The sequence below is a fragment of the Flectobacillus sp. genome, assembly GCF_049240685.1.
GTDB lineage: Bacteria > Bacteroidota > Bacteroidia > Cytophagales > Spirosomataceae > Flectobacillus.
Map to the genome: position 1 here is coordinate 7,321 of NZ_JBMLSD010000115.1, position 6,017 is coordinate 13,337.

At 39.2% G+C, this 6,017-nt stretch carries 6 protein-coding genes; 3 read left to right on the forward strand and 3 right to left on the reverse strand.

The window, feature by feature from the left end; genetic code table 11:
- The 3 genes from ACOVQ4_RS05210 to ACOVQ4_RS05220 all read right to left on the reverse strand — a co-directional run.
- Nucleotides 1-1,123, reverse strand: a 1,123-nt coding sequence (locus ACOVQ4_RS05210) for a P1 family peptidase (RefSeq protein ID WP_421819596.1), incomplete at its 3' end; no start/stop codon positions are given.
- Nucleotides 1,124-1,155: 32 nt separating this feature from the next.
- Complete coding sequence (locus ACOVQ4_RS05215) at nucleotides 1,156-1,326, reverse strand: hypothetical protein (protein WP_421819597.1); 171 nt, start codon at nucleotides 1,324-1,326, stop codon at nucleotides 1,156-1,158.
- Nucleotides 1,327-1,519: 193 nt separating this feature from the next.
- The gene (locus tag ACOVQ4_RS05220; RefSeq protein WP_421819598.1) at nucleotides 1,520-3,013 is read right to left on the reverse strand and encodes a glycine--tRNA ligase; all 1,494 of its coding nucleotides are present in this window, start codon (nucleotides 3,011-3,013) and stop codon (nucleotides 1,520-1,522) included.
- Nucleotides 3,014-3,167: 154 nt separating this feature from the next.
- Between ACOVQ4_RS05220 and ACOVQ4_RS05225 the strand changes: the two genes are divergently transcribed.
- The 3 genes from ACOVQ4_RS05225 to ACOVQ4_RS05235 form a co-directional block, all read left to right on the forward strand.
- Nucleotides 3,168-3,878, forward strand: a complete 711-nt coding sequence (locus ACOVQ4_RS05225) for a hypothetical protein (protein WP_421819599.1) — start codon at nucleotides 3,168-3,170, stop codon at nucleotides 3,876-3,878.
- A 284-nt stretch (nucleotides 3,879-4,162) separates the two neighbouring features.
- Complete coding sequence (locus tag ACOVQ4_RS05230) at nucleotides 4,163-5,155, forward strand: glycosyltransferase family 9 protein (protein ID WP_421819600.1); 993 nt, start codon at nucleotides 4,163-4,165, stop codon at nucleotides 5,153-5,155.
- On the forward strand, nucleotides 5,149-6,017 hold an 869-nt coding region (locus ACOVQ4_RS05235; RefSeq protein ID WP_421819601.1), incomplete at its 3' end, for a carbon-nitrogen hydrolase. The genes ACOVQ4_RS05230 and ACOVQ4_RS05235, both read left to right, overlap by 7 nt.

The following is a 6,017-nucleotide window of genomic DNA, read 5'->3' on the forward strand; positions in this document are numbered from 1 at the left end:
AATTAATTTTCTTATACTCTTTCAACAACTTAATAGTTTGATCAATGGGCAATGCCTGAATTGTGCCATTTTTTCCTTTGAGGGTTTTGGCAGCAAAAAGCGAATTAAGAATAGCCTCCTCTGTAGCTTCAATCGTTGCTAAAAATAAAGGAGAAACTTCGTCATTACGCAACTCTTGAACCGTCTGTAACTTTTCTTTAGACTCGTGTGGAACTCGGAGCCCCTCGGCATTGGATATGGCTATAACAAAATCTCCGCTACCATTGGAGGCAATTCCACCCGTTTTGGCCAAGCCCATCATGGCTCGTTTGGCTATCCGTTCTAAATTTCGAGCGGTAACGGGCGCATCAGTAATCACCACAATCATACAAGAACCATCGGCAGGGTCATTAAGTTGATTATTAAGAAAATATTGGTTCAATGCCACTCCTACGGGTACGCCATCAATTTGTAATACGCCTCCAAAATTGGTTTGTACCAACACCCCAACGGTATATCCTCCCGACGCTTTGGGCAATACTCTGGAGGCTGTACCTATGCCTCCCTTAAAACCAAAACAAACTGTCCCTGTTCCAGCACCTACATTGCCTTCGGCCACAACACCATTTTTAGCCTTCTCTATCGCCGCAAGTACATGTTGCTTTTTGACATGACGACCTACGATGTCGTTGAGATAACTATCGTTGGTTTCACCAACAATGGCATTTATCGAACGTAAATTTTGATTTTCTTTTTGCGATACCGAATAATCAATGATAGCATCAGCTGCGGTAGCAATCGACAAGGTATTGGTCAATACAATTGGAGTTTCAATATTACCTAATTCCTTTACCTGAGATATTCCCATCAGTTTGCCAAAGCCATTACCAATATAAATCGCTGCTGGTACTTTATTTTGAAAAAGATTTCCTTCGGCAGGAATAATGGCTGTTACACCCGTATTAATGCTATCTCCTTGCTGAATAGTAGTATGACCTACTCTCACGCCCTTGACATCGGTGATGGCATTGAGTGCACCTGTTTTCATAACACCAATTTTGACGCCATAATCACGAAGTCTTTTTTGCGCAGATATGTTCAAGGCCATCGACACAAAAATCAAAAAGAGGAAAGTTTGTTTCATGAGTAAAAAAATGATTCGAGCACAACTGTGATTTAGGAGTTAAAACCTTTCAACATTTTCACAAAATCATCTTCATACTTTTTCAATGCTTTCAAGAGCTCCTGTAATTCTTTGTGTTCTGGTGTGCCAGGTTTGGCACCATAGATTTCGTCGGCACGCTCCGACGCTTTTTCATATTCCCCTTCATTATTGATTGTAATCATGCTAAAAATGTTTTATAGTTTGATAAAATAAAGTTACAGAGTTTTTTTGGGAGTTTTATTTTACCTTAAAAAACTCTTGAAAAAGCAGTTTCAATTTCAAAAACATAAACCAAAATTCTTTTCCAAAGTATTTAAACAAAAACGCCTAGCAAGCGAACTTACTAGGCGTTTTGATACTTTGAAAAAGATTTTTTTACAATTGCTCAAAAACTCTTTCCATCGAAACCGCAAAACCGATTTTCTCACGAAGGTCAGCAATCGCTACACGCTCCTGCTCCATGCTATCACGGTGACGAATCGTTACGGTATTATCTTCCATAGTTTGGTAATCTACTGCAATACAGAATGGAGTTCCTACCAAATCTTGGCGAGTATAACGCTTACCAATCGCTCCACCATCATCATAAGTTACGTTGAATGAACGCTTTAATGAATGATAAATATCTTGTGCTTTTTCTGCTAAACCATCCTTTTTCACCAATGGTAACACAGCAGCCTTGATTGGCGCAACAGATGGGTGGAACTTCAAGAAAGTTCTTTCTTTTGCTGCTTCGCCTTCGCCTACTACTTCGTTGGTGTAAGCATTACAAAGTACTGCTAAGAACAAACGGTCTGCTCCTACCGAGGTTTCTACCACGTAAGGAATATAGTTTCCGTAAGGTTTACCGTTATCGTCCAAGTCGGCATCGAAGTATTGTTGTTTTTTCTTCGAAAGTCCTTGGTGAGATTTTAAGTCAAAATCTGTACGAGAGTGAATACCTTCCATTTCCTTGAAACCGAATGGAAATTCGTACTCAATATCCACGGCGGCATTAGCATAGTGAGCTAATTTTTCGTGGTCATGATAACGTAACTTTTCTGCTGGCAAACCAATAGCTTTGTGGAATTTTAAACGAGTTTCTTTCCAAGCATTGTACCATTGCATTTCGGTACCAGGGCGACAGAAAAATTGCATTTCCATTTGTTCAAATTCACGCATACGGAAAATGAAGTTACGAGCTACAATCTCGTTACGGAAAGCTTTACCGATTTGGGCAATACCAAATGGCACTTTCATACGACCAGACTTTTGCACGTTCAGGAAGTTTACAAAAATACCCTGAGCAGTTTCGGGGCGAAGGTAAATCAATGATGCATCTTCGGAAACAGCCCCTACTTGCGTAGAGAACATCAAGTTGAACTGACGAACTTCAGTCCAGTTGCCAGTACCTGAAATAGGACATTTGATATCTTCGTCAATAATCAACTGACGTAAGCCCGACATATCGTCGTCGGTCATGGCTTTTGCCATAGCTTCTAACAAAGCTTTACCTTTTTCTGGAGTACCAGCTTTTTCGTATTCCTCGGCACGGCCTTCCAACAATTGGTCGGCACGGTAGCGTTTTTTCGAATCTTTGTTATCAATCATTGGGTCGTTGAAAGAGTCAACGTGCCCAGAAGCTTTCCAAGTGAGAGGGTGCATAAAGATGGACGCATCTATACCCACTACGTTGTCGTTCAACATAGTCATTGCTTTCCACCATAAAGTTTTAAGGTTGTTTTTCAACTCTACACCATTTTGACCGTAGTCGTATACGGCTTGTAGACCGTCATAAATCTCAGAAGAAGGAAACACAAAGCCATATTCTTTGGCATGTGAAATAATGTCTTTTAATGCAGATGCCGTATCTTGTTTCTGTTCAGCCATTGTTTTTTCGGTTTCAAAAATCAATCATCCACGTCCAACCTCAGCCTTATAAATTGAGAGGTTTACGTTCGGTCTGCAAAGTTATCCCTTTTCTTGCTGACTTTTGTAATAATTCATTAACTTGCTTCTACTGAACCCTAAAATTTTTCTAAAAATGACCTTTCGTTATTTCAAAATCTTCGTTTTCCTATTTGGACTAACGCCAAATCTTTTTGCTCAAACCAATCCTTTTGCTGGCCAGTGGATAAATGAAAAGTATTATAATACCGTCATGAAAACCAAGTCGCCTATGAAAGCTTTTTCTAGTTATTTTCAGAGTAATATTGTTTTTACGAAACAACTTAAAGGTGGGCACTTTCTGGGCTGGAATTTTCATGAAGGAGAAGAAACTATTCTGAAACCCGTAGGCAATGGCTATGAATTATGGCGAACAGAACCAAAAGAAAAAATTGGCGCAATAAGCATTGTGGAAGCTGATAAGAAAATAAAAATAGGAAAAGAGTCTTTCGTCAAAATCAAGTCGACCGACCCTACGATGTGTTTGGAGGAAATACTTTTTGAGGGGAACTATGAGTTAAATGGGAAACCCGTAAAGTTTAATGCTAACGGTACTGTAACAGGGCTTTCTGGTGTTAAGTATTTTTTCCCTAAATGTGATTTTATTGAAAAAATACTACCGTTTGACCTCATTGTACTCAATAAAGTTAGGGATGCTATGACGGGCCAATCTTATATTTTTGAGTTTAAGGACAACCACTTGATTATTTATAATATTGATTGCCTAGAGCAAGACCCCGATACCAAAGATTGCCTAAAAGGACGAAAAGGTAAGGAAAAATATGTATTGAAAAAGCTTAGTAACTAACCAGTTGTAAGTTCAATTCGTCCATATATAAAGCCAAATCTACCAATCACAAAGCCCCGTTTGGAGGTTAATCATTTAATTATGGATATTTGCAATGTGTAATCTTCTTGGTCTCATAAGACCTTTTCAAAGGTTCTCATTAAATAACAATTAGTGGTTAGGTAATCTTATTAATAGGCATCCCCAGTGAGGGATGCCTATTATTGTTTTTGGGCATTGACCATAGGCAAAGTGCTTCGAAAAAGTATTTTGTGTATCTTTGCGAAAAATTAACACTGGCCACCATGCCTCAGACAAAATTCCTCATTCTTCGCTTTTCATCCATTGGCGATATTGTACTGACAACTCCTGTGATTCGCTGTATCAAACAACAGTATCCCAATGCTCTAGTACATTTTGCGACAAAAAAAAGCTACCAGTCTTTACTACACAACAACCCTTATGTGGATAAAACCCATGTATTGGATGGCTCTTTGTCGACTTTCGTAGATGAACTAAAAGCCGAGCAATTTGATTATGTCATCGACCTTCATCACAATTTGCGAACACAAATTATTAAGTTTAGGTTAGGCGTAAAAGCCTTTAGTTTTGACAAACTCAATTTCAGAAAATGGATTTTAGTCAAATTTAAAAAGAATTTAATGCCCGATGTACACATCGTAGACCGCTATTTGGCCACTACAGCAACACTTGGTATTAAGAATGACAACAAAGGCTTAGATTATTTTATTCCTGAAAAAGACCAATTACCTATTGAGTGGCTTCCAGAGGAATATCGTAAAGGGTTTGTGGTTTATGCTATCGGAGGGCAACACGCAACGAAAAAACTACCCGTAAAAAAGATAATCGAAGTATGCAAAGAAGTATCACATCCGATTATCTTAGTTGGCGGTCCCGAAGACAAACCAGAAGCAGAACAGGTAGCAAGTGCATTATCAGGTAAATCTATATTGAATACCTGCGGTAATTGTAACCTCAACCAATCAGCCTCCCTGATACAGCAATCGCTCTGGGTAATTAGCCACGATACAGGTATGATGCACGTGGCGGCGGCCCTAAAAAAGAAAGTTGTATCGATTTGGGGCAATACAGTTCCCGAGTTTGGGATGTATCCATATCAAACACCATTTGTGGCTATCGAAAATAAAGAAATCGGATGTAGACCATGTTCCAAAATTGGGTATGAAAAATGTCCTTTGGGTCATTTTAAGTGTGTAAACGATTTAGATTTTAAAGGTTTAGAGAAAAAAATATTTAAAACAAATTATACATCATGAAAAAGGTAAATATTGGTTTGGTGCAGATGTCTTGCTCTGAAAACGTGGCAGACAATATGCAAAAGGCCATTTCGGGTATTCGTGAAGCAGCTGCTAAAGGAGCCCAGATTGTTTGTCTGCAAGAGTTATTTACTTCATTATATTTCTGTGATGTTGAAGACCACGAAAACTTCAAATTAGCAGAGGCCATTCCTGGGCCATCAACAGATACTTTGTCTGCTGTTGCCAAAGAATTAGGCGTAGTAATCATCGCTTCATTATTTGAAAAAAGAGCCGCAGGATTATATCATAACACTACGGCCGTTTTGGATGCTGACGGAACGTATTTAGGGAAATACCGTAAAATGCATATTCCAGACGACCCAGGGTATTATGAGAAATTTTATTTTACGCCAGGCGATTTAGGATACAAAGTATTTGAAACCAAATTTGCTAAAATTGGTATTTTGATTTGCTGGGATCAGTGGTACCCAGAAGCATCTCGTATTACGGCCTTGATGGGCGCTGAGGTGTTGTTCTATCCAACTGCTATTGGTTGGGATACCAACGAAACCGACCCAAATATCAACCGTGAGCAATACAATGCTTGGCAGACGATTCAACGCTCGCATGCTGTAGCCAATGGCGTACACGTGGTATCTGTAAACCGTGTAGGTCGTGAAGCTGACCAACAGTTTTGGGGTGGAAGTTTTGTGGCAAATCCGTTTGGTTCATTGCTATATCTTGGCTCACACGAAAACGAAGAAGTGCATGTTCAAGAAATAGATTTAGCTAAAACAGAATATTACAGAAGCACATGGCCCTATTTGCGCGACCGTCGTATTGATAGCTATGACCCGATTTTGAAGAGATATATTGATTA